Annotated in this window: 17 protein-coding genes and 1 pseudogene; all 18 read right to left on the bottom strand. The window is 67.8% G+C overall.

What is annotated here, in order from left to right; genetic code table 11:
• Positions 1-354: 354 nt before the first annotated feature.
• The 18 genes and pseudogenes from H0I76_RS03360 to H0I76_RS03280 all read right to left on the bottom strand — a co-directional run bounded on the left by H0I76_RS03360 (position 355) and on the right by H0I76_RS03280 (position 20,965).
• Positions 355-825 carry an aminoacyl-tRNA deacylase gene (locus H0I76_RS03360; protein WP_200607064.1) on the bottom strand — a complete coding sequence of 157 codons (471 nt, stop codon included), beginning with the start codon at positions 823-825 and terminating at the stop codon, positions 355-357.
• A gap of 512 nt (positions 826-1,337) precedes the next feature.
• Positions 1,338-4,010: a nitrate reductase gene (locus H0I76_RS03355; RefSeq protein ID WP_200607062.1), complete on the bottom strand. Its 2,673-nt coding sequence runs from the start codon at positions 4,008-4,010 to the stop codon at positions 1,338-1,340.
• A 218-nt stretch (positions 4,011-4,228) separates the two neighbouring features.
• Entirely contained in the window at positions 4,229-4,570 is a 342-nt protein-coding gene (nirD, locus tag H0I76_RS03350; RefSeq protein ID WP_200607060.1) for a nitrite reductase small subunit NirD, read from the bottom strand.
• Entirely contained in the window at positions 4,567-7,008 is a 2,442-nt protein-coding gene (nirB, locus tag H0I76_RS03345) for a nitrite reductase large subunit NirB (RefSeq protein ID WP_200607058.1), read from the bottom strand. Before nirB ends, nirD begins: the two co-directional genes overlap by 4 nt.
• Positions 7,008-8,666 carry an ABC transporter ATP-binding protein gene (locus tag H0I76_RS03340; RefSeq protein WP_200607056.1) on the bottom strand — a complete coding sequence of 553 codons (1,659 nt, stop codon included), beginning with the start codon at positions 8,664-8,666 and terminating at the stop codon, positions 7,008-7,010. Before H0I76_RS03340 ends, nirB begins: the two co-directional genes overlap by 1 nt.
• Before the next feature lie 5 nt (positions 8,667-8,671).
• Positions 8,672-9,757, bottom strand: a complete 1,086-nt coding sequence (locus tag H0I76_RS03335; protein WP_200607054.1) for an ABC transporter permease — start codon at positions 9,755-9,757, stop codon at positions 8,672-8,674.
• A 96-nt stretch (positions 9,758-9,853) separates the two neighbouring features.
• Entirely contained in the window at positions 9,854-11,233 is a 1,380-nt protein-coding gene (locus H0I76_RS03330) for a CmpA/NrtA family ABC transporter substrate-binding protein (RefSeq protein ID WP_200607052.1), read from the bottom strand.
• Between the two features lie 258 nt (positions 11,234-11,491).
• Positions 11,492-12,655: a CmpA/NrtA family ABC transporter substrate-binding protein gene (locus tag H0I76_RS03325; protein ID WP_325166396.1), complete on the bottom strand. Its 1,164-nt coding sequence runs from the start codon at positions 12,653-12,655 to the stop codon at positions 11,492-11,494.
• Positions 12,652-13,236: an ANTAR domain-containing response regulator gene (locus tag H0I76_RS03320; protein ID WP_200607049.1), complete on the bottom strand. Its 585-nt coding sequence runs from the start codon at positions 13,234-13,236 to the stop codon at positions 12,652-12,654. The genes H0I76_RS03325 and H0I76_RS03320 overlap by 4 nt, the downstream gene beginning before the upstream one ends.
• A gap of 132 nt (positions 13,237-13,368) precedes the next feature.
• Positions 13,369-13,482, bottom strand: a pseudogene (locus H0I76_RS19660) (IS6 family transposase); the annotation flags it as partial.
• Between the two features lie 308 nt (positions 13,483-13,790).
• Positions 13,791-14,810, bottom strand: a complete 1,020-nt coding sequence (locus H0I76_RS03315) for a cyclase family protein (RefSeq protein WP_200607046.1) — start codon at positions 14,808-14,810, stop codon at positions 13,791-13,793.
• Positions 14,807-15,901: an SDR family oxidoreductase gene (locus H0I76_RS03310; RefSeq protein ID WP_200607044.1), complete on the bottom strand. Its 1,095-nt coding sequence runs from the start codon at positions 15,899-15,901 to the stop codon at positions 14,807-14,809. Before H0I76_RS03310 ends, H0I76_RS03315 begins: the two co-directional genes overlap by 4 nt.
• A 1-nt stretch (position 15,902) precedes the next feature.
• Positions 15,903-17,063, bottom strand: a complete 1,161-nt coding sequence (locus H0I76_RS03305; RefSeq protein WP_200607041.1) for an acyl-CoA dehydrogenase family protein — start codon at positions 17,061-17,063, stop codon at positions 15,903-15,905.
• A complete protein-coding gene (locus tag H0I76_RS03300) occupies positions 17,060-17,932 on the bottom strand; it encodes a MaoC/PaaZ C-terminal domain-containing protein (protein WP_200607039.1) in 873 nt (290 codons plus the stop codon). Before H0I76_RS03300 ends, H0I76_RS03305 begins: the two co-directional genes overlap by 4 nt.
• Positions 17,932-18,846 (bottom strand): SDR family oxidoreductase, encoded by a 915-nt coding sequence (locus H0I76_RS03295; RefSeq protein WP_200607037.1) that lies wholly within the window; start codon positions 18,844-18,846, stop codon positions 17,932-17,934. Before H0I76_RS03295 ends, H0I76_RS03300 begins: the two co-directional genes overlap by 1 nt.
• 12 nt (positions 18,847-18,858) lie before the next feature.
• On the bottom strand, positions 18,859-20,007 hold the full coding sequence (locus H0I76_RS03290) for a thiolase (RefSeq protein ID WP_200607035.1): 1,149 nt from the start codon (positions 20,005-20,007) through the stop codon (positions 18,859-18,861).
• On the bottom strand, positions 20,004-20,393 hold the full coding sequence (locus H0I76_RS03285) for a Zn-ribbon domain-containing OB-fold protein (RefSeq protein WP_200607033.1): 390 nt from the start codon (positions 20,391-20,393) through the stop codon (positions 20,004-20,006). The genes H0I76_RS03290 and H0I76_RS03285 overlap by 4 nt, the downstream gene beginning before the upstream one ends.
• Positions 20,390-20,965: a hypothetical protein gene (locus H0I76_RS03280; RefSeq protein ID WP_200607024.1), complete on the bottom strand. Its 576-nt coding sequence runs from the start codon at positions 20,963-20,965 to the stop codon at positions 20,390-20,392. Before H0I76_RS03280 ends, H0I76_RS03285 begins: the two co-directional genes overlap by 4 nt.

Below are 20,965 nucleotides of genomic sequence, written 5' to 3'. Positions count from 1 at the left end.
CGCTCGTCGAGTGGGTGGTGCGGGCCCAACTAAAGGCCGGCATGCTGGAGCGGGTTTGTTCCTGGTTGGAGCGGGCCATCGGCACTCGTCGTTGAGTGCGCCAAGCATGTCGACGTCATGACCATCAGGCGAATGATCTCGGGCAACCTCTTGAAGTGGCAGTATGGGTTCGGCTTCCTCGTCCTGAGGGACTAGGGAAGCGACTAACTCTACTCATGACGAGCTCTTGTGAGAGAGCCCATTACCGTGTCCGTTTTTCGTAGGTGCCGAACGTCGCGCGCCGGCATTGTAGCGCTGTCCTCGCGCCCGTCACCATCGCCGGATCTTCTCGGTTTGGAGCCGGCGGTGGGCCCGTCAGACGTGCTCGCTAAAGGCTGCGCACTGAGAGGCCGCCAGAAGATGCCGGAAATCCTGACCCGAGACCAATACCAAGGTGCGGTGATCGCCTCCTTCGAAGTATACCTCGTTGACTTCATTCAGACTTTCGTCGAGCAGCGTGGGCAGATCGTAGGCAGCGCCGACGGGCGGAACGGCGCCGGGCAAGCAGTCTTCAAAAACGCTTTCGATCTCCTTCTCGCTAGCAAGGCCCAGCCGAGCTCCGACGAGATCCTGGACCGCACTCAAATTGAGACGGCGTGTGCTCGGCGCGACAGCCAAGACATAACCCCGTTCGTGATGGATCAGTACGCCCTTCGCAACCAGGTCCCCAGGCACGTGGGTAGCCTGAGCGCTCTCGCTGGTCGTCGCAGTGCGCGGGTGCGCAATCGTATCGTACGCGATGCGTTCGCGCTCGAGATGCTCCTTGAGTTTCTTGGAGATAGTCATGCCTTCCTCCCTTCCCTGCCGGACGTGAGGAGCGCTGCAGACCGACGGATCAGCGCGCACGCCCGACGATCTCCGATTACTCGACAAGTCTCGCTGATCGTGGAGCCGGGAGCAAGACAATGGCCCGAGTTCGGAAGGAGCGGGAAGCATGTGCCCGAGTGTTCAGGGAGGGCCGTCGTTCGTGCTGACCTTAATCCTCGTGGACGGAGTTGTATCAAGCATTTCGCGTTTGGAGGCCGCTTTCATGGACCACTTGGCTTGAGGCTGGTGGAGACCATGTTCCAGCAGAAGCGCATGCGTTTGTGGCTAATCTCTATTCCGCGCCCATGCAGAAAGTCCTCGACGTTCCCCGGTGGGGCCAAGAGCCTCACGTAGATCGCCAGCGCCGGGGAGTGGTTTAGGAAATTGTCTTGAACCATCTAATATTGTGCGGTTTTCTTGTTCCGAGAGGGCGGGGGTGTGCTTGCCCGCCTCAAGCCGGGTTACTTCAACAGCATTACCGGGTCCACGTCTCACTCTGCGGCCAGGGCCGGCCGGACGCGGGCGATCAGCGCCCGCAGCTCCGGCAGGCACGAGCCGCAATTCGTTCCCGCGCGCAGCGCGCGCCCGATATGCGCCACATCGACGAGCCCCTGCATCTCGATCGCTTCGAGAATGGTGTTTGCGCCAATGTCGAAGCAGGCGCAGACGATGGCGCCGGGATCCTTGCGCGCCGCCCCAGGGCGGCCGGCGAGGATCTCGGCCGCCGTCGCGCCGCCCCTCACGGCGTCCCGGACATGGGCGCGGGCGACCTCGACGGGCCCCGGCGCGGCGAACAGGGCGCCTGCGACGCGGCCATGCTCGACGATCGCGATGCGTGCGGTCCCCCGCGCGTGGTCGACAACGCTGACCGTCTCGCCGCCGCTGACGCCGAAGAGGTCGCGGGCGAAGGCGGTCCAGTCCTCCGGCGCCTCGGCATCGGCGAGCTCGGCCTGCCAGGCGCCGTCCAGCCGCGCTCGCGCCCAGTAGGCCGTCGCCGGCGTGAACGGTCGCGCCGCCATCGCGAAGCCATGCCAGCCGACCGCGAACGGGCTGACGCGGACTGCGGAGGCCTTGAGATCCGGCTGGCCCGACACCGGGTCGGTCACGGCCCGCACCAGCGCCCCCGCGCGGCCACGGCTCGCCCACTGCGCGGTCCAGTGCATCGGGACGAAGACGTTGCCGCGGCGCGTGCGCTTGGTCACGACGGCGCGCGCCACCAGCCGGCCGTGGGGGCTCTCGACGAGAGCCAGGCCGGCGGGCGCGATGCCGGCGGCTGCGGCGTCCTCGGGGTGCATCTCGACAAAGGGCTCGGCCATGTGCCGCGACAGGCGCGGCGACTTTGCCGTGCGCGTCATCGTGTGCCAGTGATCGCGGACCCGGCCGGTGTTGAGACGGAGCGGAAGCGCCGCGGTGCAGGGTGTCGCCTCGGGTCCCTGCTCGACAGCGATCATCCGGGCGAGGCCGTCGGGATGGTAGAAGCCGCCCGTCGCGAAGAAGCGGCCGCCCGCGGCAGCGGCCGAAATCGGCCATTGCACCGGCGTGAGCGCCTCATAGGCGTCGTCAGTCAGGCCCGCGAGGCCAGAGATGTCGAAACCGCGGCCAAGCCCCGCGGCGACGCCCGAGAGCGCGGCGTGCTCGCGCAGGATCGCGGCGGGGCTTTCGTAGGCGAAGGCGTCGCCCCAGCCCATGCGGCGGGCGACGTCGCAGACGATCTTCCAATCCGGGCGCGCCTCGCCGGGAGGTGCGAGGAACGCCCTCTGGCGCGAGATCCGCCTCTCGGAGTTGGTCACCGTGCCCGACTTCTCGCCCCAGCCAGCCGCGGGCAGTACCACGTCCGCCACTGCCGTCGTGTCGGTCTCGGCCATGATGTCCGAGACGACGACGAAGGGGCACGCCGCGATCGCGGCCCGCACGCTGTCGGCCTCGGGCAGGCTCACGGCGGGGTTCGTCGACATGATCCAGAGCGCCTTGATCCGGCCGTCGGCGCAGGCGCGAAAGAGGTCGACCGCCTTGAGGCCCGGCCCGGCGCAGATGCGGGGCGAGTGCCAGAACGCCTGCACCACCGCCCGGTGCGCGTCGTCCTCGATCTCGAGATGACAGGCGAGCATGTTCGCGAGCCCCCCGACCTCGCGCCCGCCCATGGCGTTCGGCTGCCCGGTCACCGAGAACGGGCCCGCGCCGGGCCGGCCGATGCGTCCGGTGGCGAGATGGCAGTTCAGGATGGCGTTGACCTTGTCGGTTCCGGCCGATGACTGGTTCACGCCCTGGCTGTAGACCGTCACGACCCGCTCGTTTCGCACCCACAAGGAGTAGAAGCGGGCGAGTTCGTCCTCCGTCAGGCCCGTCAGCCGGGCGACCTCGGCAGGCGTCATCCGGCGGGCCGATCCGAGCGCCTCGGGCAGGCCCGCCACATGCGTCGCGACGTAGTCGGCATCGATCGCGCCATCGGCCTCGATCGCGTTCAGCAGACCGTTGAAGAGCGCGACATCCGAACCCGGCCTGAGGCAGAGCTCGAGATCCGCAAGCTCGCTCGTCGCCGTGTGGCGCGGGTCGATGTTGACGACAGTCAGCCCCGGCCTCGCCTCCTTCGCCGCCGACAGCCGCTGGAAGAGGACCGGGTGGCACCAGGCGAGGTTCGAGCCGACAAGGACGACGAGATCCGCTTCCTCGAGATCCTCGTAGGTGCCCGGCACGATGTCAGCCCCAAAGGCCCGCCGGTGGCCGGCAACCGAGGACGCCATGCAGAGCCGCGAGTTCGTGTCGATGTTGGCCGAGCCGATGAAGCCCTTCATCAGCTTGTTCGCGACGTAGTAATCCTCGGTCAGAAGCTGGCCCGAGGCGTAGATCGCGACCGAGTCCGGCCCGTGCAGGCGGATCGCCTCGTCGAATTTCTCGGCGACGAGCCCGATGGCCTCGTCCCAGCCTGAGCGCCGCCCCCCGATCAGCGGATGGAGGAGGCGCCCCTCGAGATCGAGCGTCTCGCCGAGGGCCGCCCCCTTCGAGCAGAGCCGCCCAAAGTTCGAGGGATGCCCGGGATCGCCCGTCACCCGCGCGCCGCCCTTTCCGTCGGGCGTGGCGAGAACGCCGCAGCCGACGCCGCAATAGGGGCAAGCGGTTCGCACAACCGCTTGGTCCGAACGCGCCCCGGTCTGTCCGTCCGCCATGTCGCGCCCCCTCATCGGGCCGTAACGGTCGCGGGGGCGATGCACCCGGACCTGTCGGCATCTGTCATTGTCTTGACGCCTTTTTGCGGCGTGGCACGGGACATCCGTTCATCTCTCTCGCGGTGGACGAGTCACGTTGCTGCGACAGCAGGTTGCTCGGGCGTTTCCTCGCATTCGCTCCAAGGCGCGTGCGCATCCGGTTCTGGCGCCGGGCGGCGTCACGCGACCCCCTTCACCAGGAGCGCCCGGTCCAGGAGGACGCGCCCGTCGTCGATCCGCGCGGCGAAGGTCTCGATCCGACCCTCGTCGGCGCCCTCGGCCTCGCCGGTCTCGAGATCGAATACCCAGTTGTGCAGGGGACAGGTGACCTTCCGGCCATGCACGATCCCCTCGGAGAGCGGCCCGCCCTTGTGCGGGCAGGCGTTCGAGGTCGCGAAGACCTCGTCCGTCGCTGTGCGGAAGACCGCGACGCAGCCGAAGCGGGTCTTCACCACGCGGGCGCCGCGGACCGGAATCTCCGCAAGCGGCCCGATGTCGATCCAGCGATGCTGCGCGATCATTCGGCGGCCTCCTGAGTGAGATCTGCGAGAGGGGCGTAGGCGCGCTCGGTCGCGGGCGTCGCGCGTTCGGCCCATGGATCCTTCTGGAAGACCTTCTGCGACAGGTCGAAGCGGCGGACGAGCTCGCGGCGATGTTCGACATCGTCGACGACGCGCTCGCGCACCCAGTCCATCCCGACCTTGGCAACCCACTTATAGGGGCGATCGAGATACCTGGCGTTCTCGCGGTAGAGCTGGACGAAGGCGACAATGATCTCCAGCGCCTCATCCTCGCCTGCGACCTTGGCGAGGGGCTCGGTCGCCTTCACGTCCATCCCGGCGGCGCCAGCGACACCGACCTCGAAGCCCGCGTCGACGCAGACCACGCCCACATCCTTGCAGGTCGCCTCGGCGCAGTTCCGCGGGCAGCCGGAGACCGCCATCTTGACCTTGTGCGGCGTCCACGCGCCCCACATGCGTTTCTCGAGCGCGACGCCGAGCCCGGTCGAGTCCTGCGTGCCGAAGCGGCAATGGTCGGTGCCGACGCAGGTCTTCACGGTGCGAAGCCCCTTGGCATAGGCATGGCCCGAGACGAGGCCGGCGGCGTTCAGGTCGGCCCAGATCGCGGGCAGATCCTCCTTGCGCACGCCGAGCAGGTCGAGCCGCTGGCCGCCCGTCACCTTCACCGTCGGGACGTTGTACTTCTCGGCCGCGTCGGCGATGGCGCGCAACTCGCGCGGGTTGGTCAGCCCGCCCCACATGCGGGGCACCACGCTGAAGGTGCCGTCCTTCTGGATGTTCGCGTGGTTGCGCTCGTTGACGAAGCGGCTCTGCGGATCGTCGTGATACTCCTCGGGCCAGTCGGCCAGCAGGTAGTAGTTGAGCGCCGGCCGGCAGACATGGCAGCCGCAGGAGGTCTTCCAGCCGCATGTCTGCCAGACGGCGGGCATCGACTTCAGCTCACGCGACTTGATTAGGCGCCGCACGTCCTCGTGCGTGAGATCCGTGCAGCCGCAGATTGGCTTCGCCGACGGCACGCTGAACCCGTCACCAAGGGTCAGGGCCATGACCTGCTCGACCAGCCCCGTGCATGAGCCGCACGAGGCCGAGGCCTTGGTCACGGCCCGCACCGCCTCCAGCGTCTCGGCCCCGCCGCGGATCGCGGCGACGATCTTTCCCTTGCACACGCCGTTGCAGCCGCAGATGTCCGCATCATCCGGCAACGCTGCAACGGCCGCCATAGGGTCCAGGGCGGCCCCCCCGGCATAGGCGGGACCGAAGATCAGCGTGTCGCGGATAGCCGATATATCCTCGCGGTCCTTCAGCTTCTGGAAGAACCAGCCGCCGTCGGCAGTATCGCCATACATCACGACGCCGATGATCCGGTCACTCTCGATCACCAGCCGCTTGTAGATGCCGCGCATCGCGTCGCGGTAGACTATCTCCTCGCGCCCCTCGCCCTCGGCGAAATCGCCGGCCGAGAAGAGGTCGACGCCCGTGACCTTGAGCTTGGTCGAAGTCTCGGCTCCCTCGAACGTCTCGTGGAAGCCGAGGAGATTGCGCGCCGCCACGCGCGCCATGTCGTAGAGCGGCGCCACAAGGCCGTAGCAGACGCCGCGGTGCTCGACGCACTCGCCGATGGCGAAGACCTCGGGGTCGTCGGTCTTCATCTCGTCGTTGACCAGGAGGCCGCGGTTGTATTTCAGCCCACAGGACTGGGCGAGGCCGAAGTTCGGGCGGATGCCGACCGCCATTACCACGACGTCGGCCTCGAGCACGCGGCCATCCTCCAGCAGCACTGCCTCGACCTTGCCCTCGCCGCGGATCTCGCGCGTGTTGGCGCCGCAGATGACGTGGATGCCGCGGCGCTCGAGCTCGCGCTGGAGGAGATAGCCGGCCGAGGCGTCGAGCTGGCGCTCCATCAGGTGGCCCATCAGGTGGACCACCGTCACCTCCATGCCGCGCGCCTTGAGCCCCGCCGCCGCCTCGAGCCCGAGCAACCCGCCGCCGATGACCACGGCCTTCGTGCCCGGCTTCGACGCGTAGCCGAGCATCCGGTTGACATCGCCAAGGTCGCGATAGGCCAGGACGCCGTCGAGGTCGCGCCCCGGCACGGGAATGATGAAGGGGGCCGAGCCGGTGGCGATCAGCAGCCTGTCATAGGGCGTCTCGCCCTTCTCCGAGATCACCACCTTGCGCATCCGGTCGATCGCGGTCACGCGCTCGCCGAAGCGGCAGGCGACGCCGTGCGCCTCGTACCAGGCGGCGTCGTGCGTGACGATTTCCTCGTAGGACTTCTCGCCCGACAGCACCGGCGAGAGCATGATGCGGTTGTAGTTGCCGCGCGGCTCGGCCCCGAAGAGCGTGATGTCGTAGAGTTCGTCATTGGCCTCGATCAGGTGCTCCATCGCGCGGCCCGAAGCCATGCCGGCGCCGATGACGACAAGTTTCAGGGCCATCACGCGGCCTCCTTCTTGTGGGCGCCGTGCTCGTACTCTTCGAGGAAGCCGAGGAGATCCTCGCGATAGGCGTAGTAATCCGGGTGCTCGAGCAGCGCCTTGCGGCTGCGCGGGCGGGGAAGATCAACGTCCATAACCTTGCCGATGCGGGCATGCGGCCCGTTCGTCATCATCACCACGCGGTCGGCGAGCAGGATCGCCTCGTCGACGTCGTGCGTGACGCAGACGGCGGTCACCTTGGTGCGCGACCAGACCTCCATCAGCACCTCCTGCAGCTCCCATCGGGTGAGGCTGTCGAGCATTCCGAAGGGTTCGTCGAGCAGGAGGAGCTTCGGGCTGAGCGCGAACGCGCGCGCGATGCCGACGCGCTGCTTCATGCCGTTCGAGAGCTCGGCCGCGGGCTTGTTCATCGCGTCCGCGAGGCCGACGCGCTCGAGGTAATATTCGACCACCTCTTGCCGCTCGGCCTGCGTCGCCTCTGGATAGACCCGGTCAACGCCCACGGCGACGTTCTCGCGTGCGGTGAGCCAGGGAAAGAGCGACGGCGCCTGGAAGACAACCGCGCGCTCGGGGTCTGCGCCCGTCACATGCTTGCCGTCGAGCACGATGGCACCGCCCGAGATGTCGTTGAGGCCCGCCGCCATCGTCAGCACGGTCGACTTGCCGCAGCCGGAATGGCCGATCAGCGAGACGAACTCGCCCTTCCTGAGCGTCAGGTCGAACTCCTCGACCACCGTGAGCGGCCCTTTCGGCGTCGGATACGCCTTGGAGAGCTGCGAGAACTGGAGGTAGCGGTCGTCGGTGACTGCTTTCGCCGCTTCGGCATAGGCGCTCGGCAGGCTGTGTAGCGGCGTGACCTTTGGCAGGCGGCGCATCTCGGGCGCCTTGGCGGCGATGCCGACCTCCATGAGGTATTGCGTGACCTGCCCGCGCAGGCGCTTGAACGCGGGATCGTGGTTCATTGCCGTGCGGTCGCGCGGCCGGTCGAGCCCGATCTCGAACTGGGCACCAAGCGTGCCGTCCGGGTTCAGCGCCACGATCCGGTCAGCGAGGATCAGCGCCTCATCGACGTCGTTGGTGATCAGCACGACGGTCTTCCGGTCGGCCTCCCAGATCCGCTCGATCTCGTCTTGCAGGTTCGCGCGCGTCAGCGCGTCGAGCGCCGAGAGCGGCTCGTCGAGAAGCAGCACCTCTGGGTTCATGGCGAGCGCACGGGCGACCGCCACGCGCTGTCGCATGCCGCCAGAAAGCTCGGCCGGGCGCCGGTCGCGGGCATGACCGAGGCCGACCATCTTGACATGGCGGTCGACCAGTGCCGCGCGCTCGGCCTTGTTTGCCCCGCCATGCACCGCGTCGACCGCGAGCCCCACATTCCCCGCGACCGTGAGCCAGGGCATCAGTGAGTAGGACTGGAAGACGACGCCGCGCTTCGGGTCAGGTCCTTCGACCGCGCGGCCGCGGAAGTTGACCTCGCCGCGATCGGGCAGTTCGAGCCCCGCGAGAAGGTTGATCAGCGTCGTCTTGCCCGTGCCCGAGAAGCCGAGGATCGCCAGGAACTCGCCCTCGCGCACCTCGAGATCGACGCCCTTCAGCACCTCGACCCGGCCCGCGCCTTCGCCGAAGCCCTTGGAAACCTTGGAAAGCTTGAGGATCCCCATGGCGCTCACCGGTTGACCGAGTAAGTGAAGAGCGACTGGATCGCGAACATCATCCGGTCGAGCACGAAGCCGATGATGCCGATGGTGAAGACCGCCACCATGATGCGCGCGAGGCTGTCGGAGGAGCCGTTCTGGAACTCGTCCCAGACGAACTTCCCGAGACCCGGGTTCTGGGCCAGCATCTCGGCTGCGATCAGCACCATCCAGCCGACGCCAAGCGAGAGCCGCAGGCCCGTGAAGATCAGTGGCAGCGCCGACGGCAGGACGAGCTTGGTGATCTTCGCCCAGGTCGACATCTTCAGCACGCGACTGACGTTGACGAGGTCGCGGTCGATCGAGCTCACCCCGAGCGCCGTGTTGATCAGCGTCGGCCAGAGCGAGCAGAGCGTGACCGTGATCGCCGAGTTAAGGAAGGATTTCGAGAACAGACCGTCATTTGTGACATAGAGCGCCGAGACGACCATGGTGACGATCGGCAACCAGGCGAGCGGCGAGACCGGCTTGAAGATCTGGATCAGCGGGTTGAGTGCGGCGTTCGCCGTGGGGCTCAGCCCGCAGAGGATGCCGAGAGGCACCGCGACAACAGTCGCGATCAGGAAGCCGAAGAACACCGTCTGGAGTGAAGTGACGATCTGGTCGAGATAGGTGGGCTTGCCGGTGTAGTCGCGCCACTTGACCTGGTCGGACTTGCCCTCGGCCGCGAGCTTGGCATTGCGCGCCTCCTGGCGCTCGTGGAAGGCTGCGGCCTTCTCGCGCTCGCGGAGGTGATCGGCATGCAGTACCTCGACCTGCGCCCAGACCTGCGCGGGCCCCGGTATCGCGCCGAGCGATGTCTCGACCTGGGGCGCAAGGCGAGCCCAAAGGACGAGGAATACCAGGATCGCCACGACCGGCACGCCGAGGAGGCGCCAGATCTCGCGGACCTGCGCCTTCGGATCGTCGCCGGCAGCGGCGCGCAGGAGCGGGGTCACGAAGGCGAGGCCGATCACGCGGAACCAGCCGTCGAGCCGGTTGATGCGGGTGAGGCGCTTCGCGCGCCGCGCCTCACGGCTGGCCGTTCGGGCGAAGTCGGGGTCGGTCAGGGCGGTCATTTCTAGCTGCCTCGTCTGGCTGGAGCGTCGGGTCGCGGCATTCACTACGGGAAGGGCAGGGGCGGGGCGCGCGGTGCCCCGCCGGATGGCCGGGCGTCAGCCCTGAACCTGGTTGCCGACGACCTTCTGGTCGCCTTTCAGGCCGATCGGGAACTGCTCGAGATACGCGTTCGGTTTGTGCCCGTCATAGGTCGCGCCATCGATGAACTCGGCCGTGGGCGCGCGGTAGCCGTCGCTCTCCCAGGGGAAGTCGGCCTCGTTCGCCAGGCCTTCCTCGACCAGCATCCGCGCGGCGCCGAGATAGATGTCCGGGCGGTAGACGCTGCGCGCGACCTCGTCGTACCAGGCGTCGGGCTTGGGTTCGCCGATCTGGCCCCAGCGGCGCATCTGGGTCAGGTACCAGACGGCGTCGGAGTAGAACGGATAGGTCGCGTTGTGGCGGAAGAACACGTTGAAGTCGGGGACCTCGCGCTTGTCCCCCTTCTCGTATTCGAAGGTGCCCGTCATCGAGTTGGCGATGACGTCGGCGTCGGCGCCGACATATTCCGACCGGCTCAGGATCTCGACCGCCTCGGGCCGGTTGCCGTTGTCGTTTTCGTCGAGCCACTGCGCCGCGCGGATCAGCGCCTTGGTGATGGCGAGCGTGGTGTTCGGATACTGCTCGGCGAACTCGGCGGTGATCCCGAAGACCTTTTCGGGGTTGTTCTTCCAGATCTCGTAGTCCGTGATGACGGGCACGCCGATGCCCTTGAACACGGCCTGCTGGTTCCACGGCTCGCCGACGCAGTAGCCGTAGATCGTTCCCGCCTCCATCGTCGCCGGCATCTGCGGGGGTGGCGTCACCGACAGGAGGACGTCGGCGCCGATCTGCCCGGAGATGTTGTCGGTCGAATAGTAGCCGGGCTGCAGGCCGCCCGCGGCGAGCCAGTAGCGCAGCTCGTAATTATGGGTCGATACGGGGAAGACCATGCCCATGTTGAAGGGTTTGCCCTCGGAGCGGTAACTCTCGACCACCGGCTTCAGGGCGGCCGCCGAGATGGGGTGGACGGGCTTGCCCTCTGCGTCATGCGGGATGTGTTCCTTCATCTGGGCCCAGACTTCGTTCGACACCGTGATGCCGTTGCCGTTCAGGTCCATCGAGAAGGGGGTGATGATGTGCGCCTCGGTCCCGAAGCCGATCGTCGCGGCGAGGGGCTGGCCCGCGAGCATGTGCGCGCCGTCGAGCTGCCCGTCGATCACGCCGTCGAGCAGAACCTTCCAGTTGGCCTGCGCCTCCAGGGTCACGAAGAGGCCCTCGTCCTCGAAGTAGCCCTTCTCGTAGGCGATCGCGAGCGGGGCCATGTCGGTCAGCTTGATGAAGCCGAAGGTGAGTTCATCCTTCTCGAGCGCGAGCGTCCCGGCGCCGGCCGTGGCCGCGCCGAGCGCGGCTGCGAAGGCTGAAGCCGCTGCATGTCCGATGAGTCTGCGGAGGTCCATCTCCCGTCTCCCTCATTTGCCCGGCCGGCAATGCCGCCGAGGCCCGAAAACACGAAAAGCCGCACGTTCGGTGGTTGCCGTCTGGCACCACGGAACGAGCGGCTTTGCTCGAAACCCTCAGCGTCGGGGTGATCTTGTCGGACGGACGCCTTTGCCCTGCCCGAATGGATTCCTAGCAGATGGCAGGAATTTCGCAAGTGCGAAGATCACGTATAACGCACAACTTCTTTATTGCCTAAATTACAGGCAAAATACAGATTATTTACCGGGCACTGGATCGAAGATTTCGCTATCAAAGAACCGATCCGGCCCAAGGAAGAGGCGCCCATGCGAAGACGCGACGGGCATCGACGTGTCGAGGGCGCCCTCCAGTTTCTCCGACGCCCCGGGCAAATCGGCGCCGATGGGCCCGAGATTCGCCCGGAACAGGTCGGCCCGGAAGGTGAGTCGCGCCTCTGGCGACGCTTCGACCCCCAGTCGTTTCGACAGCCGCCCGGCGATCCAGGCCGCCTGGCTTCGCCACGGGAACTGCGCCGCGCCGCCGAAGAACTCGATGAAGCGCGGCGCGCGACGCTCCTCGCCGAGCGGCGAGACCACGAATCTGCAGTTCAGGGTCCGCTCGATGATCTCGGCCGAGACATCGAGATAGCCCTTCCGCGCGAGGATCTCGGATGCCGCCAGGTTGTGCTCGGGGTCGCCCAGCCAGCGCCCCGCGCGCCAGACGGCGCGCATCAGGCGCGCCGTGCGATCCGGCGCCTCGGTGGTGAAGCACCGCCGCACCGCGAGCACTTTCTCAGGCGCAAAGCCCCAGATCGCGCAACCGGGCAGCACGACTTCCGCGACGCCGCGCTCGGCTGCGACCGATCCCCAGGGCTCGCCGACGCAGAACGCGTCGATCTCGCCCGCCGCCATCGCGTCTGCCATCAGCGGCGGCGGCACGGTGCGGACGACAAGTTGTTGTGGCGCCTGAACCCCGAGCGCGCCGAGCCAGTAGTAGAGCAACTCGGCATGCATCGAGAAAGGGAAGGGCACGCCGACCTTCAGCGGCGGCGTCGCGGCCTCGATCAGCGCGCGGCCCACCGCCGCCGCCATGAAATCGCTCGGGGCGCCACGGTCCCGCATGCGTGCCGCGAGGTCGCGCGAGACGCCGATCACCGTGCCGTTGACCGAGAGCACCATCAGCGCGTCAATGGCCATCGGCAGCCCGCCCAGCCCCATCGACATCGCCACGGGAACGGGCGCCAGCATGTGCGCGGCATCGATGCGCTCGAACGCGAGCATGTCGCGCAGCGCCGACCAGGAGGGCTGGCGCTGGAGCGCCAGGTCGAGGCCCTCCTCCTCAGCGAAGCCAATCTCGCGCGCGATCGCCAGCGGAGCGCAGTCGACCAGCGGCATGAAGCCGATATTGAGGCGATCGCTCACTTGAGAAGCTCCGACGCGGTGACGAGCGCGGCTGCGACCTCTCCGATTTTCTTGCCCTGGTCCATCGCGGCACGGCGCAGAAGGGTGTAGGCCTCGCCCTCGCTGATGCCCTTCGCCGCCATCAGCAGTCCCTTCGCGCGGTCCACCATCTTGCGCTCCGCCAGCGCGGCCTTCGTCTCCTCGAGCTCCCGCCGCATCCGGCTCACCATCTTGAACCGGGCGATCGCGGCGTCGAGCACCGGCTTGATGCGCTCCGGGCGCAGGCCGTCCACGACATAGGCGCTGATGCCGGCCTCGATCGCCGCCGTGGTCAGTGCGTCGTCGGAGCGGTCGACGAACATCGCGACCGCGCGCTCCATCGGAGACGAGGCAAGCGCCATCTCCTCGAGCGTGTCGCGGCTGGGGTTCGCGATGTCGATGAGCACGACATCCGGATCGAGAGCGGCGAGCTTCCGGGCGAGGCCGGTCACATCCCCCAGAACCGAGACCTCGTAGTCGCCTGCCTCCTTGAGCGCGTCGACAACCTGCAGGGCACGGTCCCTGTCTCGCTCTACGACCGTGATCCTCAGGCGCTGTTGCATGGCTCCTCCTCGCGCGCATGCTGCAGCGCGGCAAGAGAGATTGCAATTCGGCACTGTCAGATGAATGCGAACCAGCCTCAGTTTGCCTGAGCTTGCGGGACTCCAGGCGGAACAGAGCTGCCGTCACACTTGAAGGAGGTCCTCGACTTTTCGCGCCGAGAGCGGGAAGCGGACGAAAATCGTCACCGCCAGGCGGATGATCCCGGGCGCGCTCTTGAAGTGGCGAAAGGGGTTCGGCTTGGTTATCTCGAGAGGGCAGGGAGGCTGCGTCCTCGCCTCAAGCCGGTCTTCCCTGACCGTGCCCGCCAACGACATCCTGGTGGAGCAGAGCACGATCGGTTCGAGACGCACTGACTGTCGGAGACGATCACGCCGTCGCCGACGTAGTGACGACGGGGATCAATCACCGGACCCCGGAGCAGCGGTTGATCCCGGCTCTGGTGCTGGAACGTCGAGATGGGCAGCATCGGCCGATGCGGAAAGCCAAACATGCTGGCAGTCCTGGCTCAGGGAGCGTCGCCGACACTGCCTGAGCCAGGATTGTCTTCTGTCCCTCAGACCGTGCCGATTGGTGTCAACGGCGAGCCGACGGAGCCGGGCAGGTTGAGTGGCGGCGCGGTGAGGAAGAAATGGCTCCGGCCGTTGGCCCGCAGCCAGCGCGCCAGTTCGGCGAAGTTCCAGAGCTCGCCCAGATGGATGCCGAGCTTAAACAGGCAGAGATTGTGGAGCGGCAACCCCGGGAAATGATCTCCCTTTCCTTCGCGCGCGGGATAGGCCTCGACCGCGAAGTTGTCGGCACAAATGGCGACGAGGCCGCTCTCGTCGATCCAGCGTTGCAACCGCTCGTCCCGGCCGTCGAGAACGGCGCAGGAATTCGCCAGCACCTCGCCATCCGGGTCCTTGTTCATCGACAGGACCAGCTCGGCAAAGCCGGTGTGGAGGCAGAGGAAATCGCCCGTCTCGACGGTTGCGGCCTGCGAGTCGAGCGCCTGCATCAGCTCGTCGTATCCAACCAGCTTGCGCTCGCGGCCATAGTGGCGCTCGAGGTCCACCAGCACGCCGCGTCCCTGCACGCAGGACCGCGCGAGGTTCTCGATCCCGAGCGCCGAGGCACCATGCGGTCCCTCGCCATCGTCGGGGCCCACGATCTCGACCCCGCCGCGATAGCCGTTGTAGAAAACCTTTTCGGGGGTTCCGTCACCATCGGCGTCGAACATCTGCCCGACGTGACCGAGCGCGTCCCACTGCGTCGAGTACTGGGTATAGAGGGTCACCGCGTCGTCGCAGATCACGTCGTCGAAGCAGCCGCAGACATCGCTCAGTTCGTAATTGTAGTTGTGCCCCTTGCCGCGCTTGGCATGGTGGAACTGCGGCGGAAAGCGGTAGGGGGTCAGCTTGTTGCTGCCGGGATAGTCGAGCGGCAGGGAAAGCAAGAAGGCGATACCTTCGCGGATCTCCCCGGCAGCCCTGCGGCGGATCTCGGGCGTCACCAGGTTCATGCGCCCGATCTGGTCGTCGGCGCCAAAGTCGCCCCAGTTGGATCCCTCGGGCCGGTTTTTCCAGCGCTGTGTCATGGGGTGCCTCCCTTGCTGTCGCGGGGCGGAATGATCCGCCGTTCCTGAAGCCCGGCGATCTGGGCGCGAAACATTGCTTCGGTGTCGATGCAGTCGTGAAATCCCGCCTGCCGCAGCTTGATGGTGCTGACGAGGGCCGGCGCCGGCGGCCGTCTGACGCCATGGGCGAAGACGAAATCGGCATAGTGGTGCGAGTGGCCGACAAGATCCCGGATGCTCGCGGGGCGAAGGCCGTGCCGCGACACGATCTCCTGCCAAAGGTCTTCCTTTTGCGGCAGGGCCCCGGCCAGCGAGAGCGGCTCGTCCGGCCCCGGCGCGACGCCGAGCGCATCCGCGATCGCGGGCCAGACATTCTGCCAGACCATCACGTCGCCATTGGTGATGTTGAAGGTCTCGCCCCTCGCGGTCTCGGCCCCCGCGGCCCAGGCCAGCGCCCGGGCGATCAGGTCGGCATCGACTGCCTCGAGCAGGTAGGGCGGCCCGCCGGGGAAGGCGAAGGCCCGCCCCTCGGCCTTGCAGATGGCGGCCCAGATGCCGATGACGGGGGTCAGGTTCATGGCGACGCCGGTGGCATCACCGAACACGACCTGCGGGCGGAAGATGGTCGTGGCGAAGCCCGCCTCGGCCGCGCGCGCCTTCAGCCAGTCCTCCTGCAGCCAGTAGAAGTTCTCGTGGTCGTGGCGCGGCCAGCTCTCGCGCGCCGGGACCGGGAAGGGGCGGATATGCACGCCATAGGCCTTGGTGCCCTGAAAAAGCGAAACATGGGCGAGTTGCGGCCCCAGCGGCTCGACCAGGTTCCGCAGCATGGCGAGGTTGATCGCCATCTGCTCGGGGTCGCGCCAGCCTGCGACCAGGTCCGGCTTTTCATAAAGGGCGGCGTAGACCACATGCGTGACCGCATGGCCCGACAGCGCCTCGCGGCAGGCGCGGGCGTCGGTCAGGTCGAGCGGCAGATGCGTGACGCCCGCCACCGGCTCGGGCGCGCGGCGCGAGATGGCCAGCACCTGCCAGCCGCCGAGCGCCGCGAAATGGTGCATCGCTGCCTGGCCGATGACGCCCGTTGCGCCCGCGATTAGGACGGTGCCTCTCATCTCAGGCGCGCTGGTTGAAGCGCCGACCGACCAGGGCGCCGGCGATGTTCACCTTCTGGATGTCGATGGCGCCGCCCGCGATGCCCCAGCCATAGCTGTCGCGGAGGCGCCGCTCCATGCCGTATTCGCGGGCATAGCCATAGCCGCCCATCAGCTGCATGGCCGCCGCTGTCACCTCGCGCGTGATCTCGTTCGCGAAGCACTTGGCCATCGAGGCTTCGAGCGGGTCAGGCAGGCCAGTTCCGGCATTGGCCGCGGCGCGGTGGATCAGCAGGCGCGCGGCCTCGACCTTCACCGCCATCTCGGCCAGCCGGATCTGCACCGCCTGGAAGTCGATGATCGGCTTCCCGAACTGGGCGCGCTCCTGCACATAAGTTGTAACCTGCTCAAGTGCACCCGCCGCTACGCCGAGCGCCATGGTGGCATTGCCGAGCCGCTCGATGTTGAAGAGGCCCATGAGGCTCGCGAAGCCCCCCGCCTCGACCAGCAGGTGGGAGCGCGGCACGCGCACATTTTCGAACGTCATGTCGGCCGAGGGCACGCCGCGAAAGCCCATCAGCTTTTCTTGCGCGCCGAAGCTCAGGCCCGGCGTGTCGCGGTCGACGAAGACCGCGCCGATGCCCTTGGCCCCCGGCGCGTCGCCGAACCGGCAGAAAACGACATAGCCCTGCGAGTGACCGGCGCCCGAGCACCAGCGCTTGGTGCCGTTGATCACGATCTCGTCGCCCTCGATCACGGCGCGGGTGCGCAGGTCGGTCAGCGCGGTCCCGGCGTCGGGCTCGGACATGGTGATCGCCACCAGCATGTCACCCGACAGCATCTGCGGCATCACTCGGGATGTAAGGCTTGTTTCGCCATGCGCCTCGACGATGCGGACCGGGCCGGTGCAGCACTCGAAGACCGGGAAGGCCACTCCGACCGAGATCTTGGCGAATTCTTCGAGCACGATTAGCGCATCGAGCAGCGGCAGGCCCAGGCCGCCATGCTCCTCGCGCGTGTTGATACCGAGAAAGCCCATCTCGGCGTAGCGGTGCAGCCAGTCCTCCGGCACCGGATGACCGGTCTCCTCGACTTCGTTGGCGAGGGCGGGCAGCTCGGTCTGGGCGAATTTCCGCGCGGTCTCGCGCAGGGCAAGCTGGTCGTCGGTCAGGTGAAAGTTCATGCCGAGGCCTCGTGGAAGGTGAAAAGACCGTTGTTGATGACGACGGCGTCGCGGGTCGCGACGCGGGCCCGGTAGGCGGCCGTCCCCGCGCCTTCGTCCCAGATGTCGATGGTGATCGTGTCGCCGGGGAAGACCGGCGCCGAGAACCGGCCCGCAAGGCGCTGGTGGCGTGCCGGGTCACCGCTGCAGCATGCCCCCACCAGGGCGTTGCCCGCGATGCCGAAGCTCGCCAGCCCGTGCAGGATCGGGCGCTCGAAGCCCGCCGCCCTGGCCGTGGCGGGGTCGGAGTGCAGCGGGTTCCAGTCGCCGCTCAGCCGGTAGATCAGCGCGATTTGTGGATGGGTCGGCATCTCGACGCTGCGATCCGGCGCGCGGTCGGGCAGGGGGTGTGGCTTGCGGAGCGGCTCGGGCGAGCCGCCAAAACCGCCGTCGCCTCGGCAGAACACGGTCTGGCGGATGGTGGCGTAGTCCTCGCCGCTTTCGGCGTCGAAGATCCGGCGCTCGACATAGACGAGGGCGCCCTTGCCCGCGCCCTTGTCGGCGAGCCCGACGATGCGCGAGCGGCCGATCACGCTTCCCCTGGTCGGCAGGGGGCGGTGCAGTTCGGTCTCGTGCTCGCCGTGCACGACGCGCAGGTAGTCGATCCCAGTCTCGAGATCGCGCATCCAGAAGCCCGGATAGGCCAGCACATTGGCCATGGTCGGCGCTGCGACGAGCTTGGTCTCGTCCACATATTTCAGCTGGCCCTCGTCGAGCGGATCGATCCCGGCGCCAAGGCCCAGACCGTAGAGGATGCAGTCGCGCCAGTCGTAGTCGTGCCGGATGTCCGGGAACTCGAGCGCCAGCAGCTTTTCGGGGTCGATCGCCATCAGACCGGATCCCAGCTGAAGACGTCTGCCGAGCGCTCGAGCGGCGTGAGCGAGGGGCCGAAGGCGCCGGGCAACTGCTCGGCCAGCGCGGCCGCGGTCCACCCCTCGCCCCGGTGGAGCGAGCGCACGGGGCGCGGCTGGCTCATCAGGAAGACCTCGTTGTTGCGCACGGCGAAGACCTGGCCCGACACGCCCTTCGCTGCGTCCGAGCCGAGGAAGGCCACCATCGGCGCGATCTTCTCGGGCGTCATCTGCTTCAGCTTGGCGACGCGGATCTTGTCGGCCTCGGTCTCGGTCGGGATCGAGCTGACCATCCGGCTCCAGGCAAAGGGCGCGATGCAGTTCGAGCGCACGCCAAAGCGCTGCATGTCCATCGCGATGGCGCGGCTGAGTCCGACGATGCCCAGCTTGGCCGCCATGTAGTTGGCCTGGCCGAAATTGCCGATCAGCCCGGCGGTCGAAGTCATGTGCACGAAGGCGCCGCTCTCCTGCTGGCGGAAATGCTGGGCGGCGGCGCGGCTCACGAGGAAGCTGCCCTTCAGATGGACGTCGATCACCGCCTGCCACTGGTCGGGCGCCATCCGGTGAAAGATCGCGTCGCGCAGGATGCCCGCGTTGTTCACCACGAGGTCGATGCGCCCGAAGCTGTCGATCGCGTCCTCGACGATGCGGAGCGCCGTATCCGGCTCGGAGACCGACTCGCGGTTGCCGACGGCCTCACCGCCACGGTCGCGGATGCCGGCTGCGACCTCCTCGGCGGCTGAGGGGTTCTCGCTCTCGCCCGTCAGGGTGACGCCGATATCGTTGACGACAACCTTCGCGCCCTCGGTCGCCAGCCCTTCGGCGACGGCCCGGCCGACGCCCTGGCCCGCGCCGGTGACGATCGCGACCTTGCCTTCGAGTAGTCCGCCCATCTTCTCTTCTCCTCAGATTGTCGCGGCCGTGCCGAGAATTGCGGTTGCCTGGCTGGAGAGAACTCCGCCATTGGCATGGGCGAGCGCGACTTCGGCGCCCGCCACCTGCCGCGCGCCGCAGCGGCCGCGAAGCTGCTCGACCGCCTCGATCACGGTAAAGATCCCGTACATGCCGGGGTGATTGCACGAGAGGCCGCCGCCATTGGTGTTGACGGGCAGGCTGCCGCCCGGCGCGATGGCGCCCGAGGCGCAGAACGCCCCGCCCTCGCCCTTGGCGCAGAAGCCCAGATCCTCGAGGAACATCAGCGTGCAGATCGTGAAGGCGTCATAGACCATGACATGGTCGACCTCGCCGGGGCCGAGCCCTGCCATGCGATAGGCCTCGCGCCCCGACTGGACCGCGCAACTGGTCGTGAGGTCGGGCATTGCCGCGATCTGGCGGTGGCTGACCGCCGTGCCGACGCCGAGGAGGTACGCAGGCGCTGCATGATCGCGCGCCCGGTCGGCACGGGTCATCACCAGGGCCCCGCCGCCATCCGTGACCAGGCAGCAATCGGCCTTGCTGAGCGGGTCGCTCACGATGCGAGACGCCAGCACGTCCTCGACGGTCAGGTCATCCCGCTCGAATGCCGCGGGATTGAGCTGCGCCCATTTTCGGGCGGCGACTGCGATCTCGGCCAGTTGCGCGCGCGTCGTGCCGAACTCGTGCATGTGCCGCTGGGCAGCAAGCGCGTAGCTCGAGATCGGGTAGAGCGCCTTGTAGGGTGCCTCGTAGGGCTGCGGGTCGGGCATCGGCACGAGCCGCCCGCCCGCGCTGCGCTGGTTCGAGCCATAGGCGATCAGCGCCACATCGCAGAGCCCGGCGTTCAGCGCCGCCATGGCCGAGCGCATGTGGAAGATGAAGGACGAGCCGCCCGCCATCGTCCCGTCGGCATGGCGAATGTTCAGCCCCAGCTTCTCGGCCACGTTCAGGACCGGCAGGCCCGACACCGACATGGCGCAGAAAAGGCCGTCGACATCGCCGAGGCTCAGCCCCGCGTCCTCGAGCGCCAGGATCGAGGCCTCCTGCAACTGGTCGAAGGCGCTGAAACCGGGCGCGTCCCAGCGATTGGTGATGCCGGTGCCGATAACGGCGGTGGTGCCGCGGTGCGGATCGCTCATTTCGCGGCCCCCACGATGTCGAAGACCACCAAGGGAGCGCCGTCTTCCGTCGTCACGATGCGCGCGGCGACCGGCCGGCCGATGCGTACCCGGTCGGGATCGCCCTCGACGCGGCTCATCATGCGGGCTCCTTCAGCCAGATCGATGATCGAGACGTTGTGACTGCCGTCACGCTTGCGCACCGTGGTCGTGCTGTAGATCGTGCCCCGGCCACTTGCCTCGACCATGGCAGGGGCGGCTGCGCCGCAGCTGCGACAGGCGAGGCTGGGCGGGAACTGGGCCGCGCCGCATGGCGCGCAGCGCTGGATCAGGAAGCGGCCCTCGGCCAGCGCGGCCTGCCATCGGCTGTCCGGCCCGGGGCCGTCGAAGCGGGAGTCCGTTATCATGCATCCTTTCCCGTGTGGAACCAGAGGTCGAAGTCGAGCGCCTCGGAAAAATTCAGGTGACGCGAGGCATTGAGCGCGGCGCGACGGCGGCGCGCCTCGGCGGGTGAGCCAAGCGCGGCGATGCGGGCAGCCATCGCAGCCTCAGGGTCGGCGGTGCGTTCGGCGTGGCCCGAGGCAACCAGCGTGGCGACAGGGTCTGCCGCGCCGAACACGAGGCGACGGGCGCCCACCGGGCCAAGGGCACGCGCGGCGAGGGCGGCGAGAGCAGGCGTCGACGTAGGGTTGGGCATCGCCGCCGTCTCGTCGACAATCGCGATATCGGCGAGCAGCAGGAGCGCAAGCCCGCGCGGACCCAGTTCGCCCCCCGCTGCGACCGCGACGGGCAGGGGCGCGTCTGCGAGCATCATGACCCAGCGGGCAAAGGCCTGCGCGTCATCGGTGCCCGCTGCCACGTCGCCCTGCAGCGACAGGGCCGTCGCCTCGCGGTCACGAAGGGCGCGGCGGATCGCTCCGGCCAGATCGGCGTCGCCGGTGCCGGGCGCGATGGAGAGGGTTGCAGCCGAGGAGCCCAT

The sequence above is a fragment of the Thermohalobaculum xanthum genome (assembly GCF_016623495.1).
Lineage (GTDB): Bacteria > Pseudomonadota > Alphaproteobacteria > Rhodobacterales > Rhodobacteraceae > Thermohalobaculum > Thermohalobaculum xanthum.
This window is presented reverse-complemented; position numbering and strand designations above follow the sequence as displayed.